General features: G+C 62.4%; 1 protein-coding gene. It reads right to left on the bottom strand.

The window, feature by feature from the left end:
* On the bottom strand, positions 1-245 hold a 245-nt coding region (locus tag ACMUOY_RS20635; RefSeq protein WP_413894581.1), incomplete at both ends, for a DNA gyrase subunit A.

A 245-nucleotide genomic window follows, 5' to 3' on the forward strand; every position in this document is an offset into this window, starting at 1 on the left:
CGCCGATGATCAGCCGGCGCCGGGCGGTCTCGTCGGCCAGCAGCGCCTGCAACTGGCCTTGCTCCAGACGCAGCGCGTCGAGTTCGGCCTCGATCTTGATCTTCTCCAGTCGGGCCAGTTGGCGCAGGCGGATTTCCAGGATGTCCTCGGCCTGAATGTCGCTGAGCTTGAACTTGGCCATCAGGTCCTTCTTCGGCTCGTCCGACTCGCGGATCAGCTTGATGACCTTGTCGATGTTCAGGTAG

It is taken from the genome of Candidatus Skiveiella danica (assembly GCF_022705245.1).
Classification (GTDB): domain Bacteria; phylum Pseudomonadota; class Gammaproteobacteria; order Burkholderiales; family Burkholderiaceae_C; genus Skiveiella; species Skiveiella danica.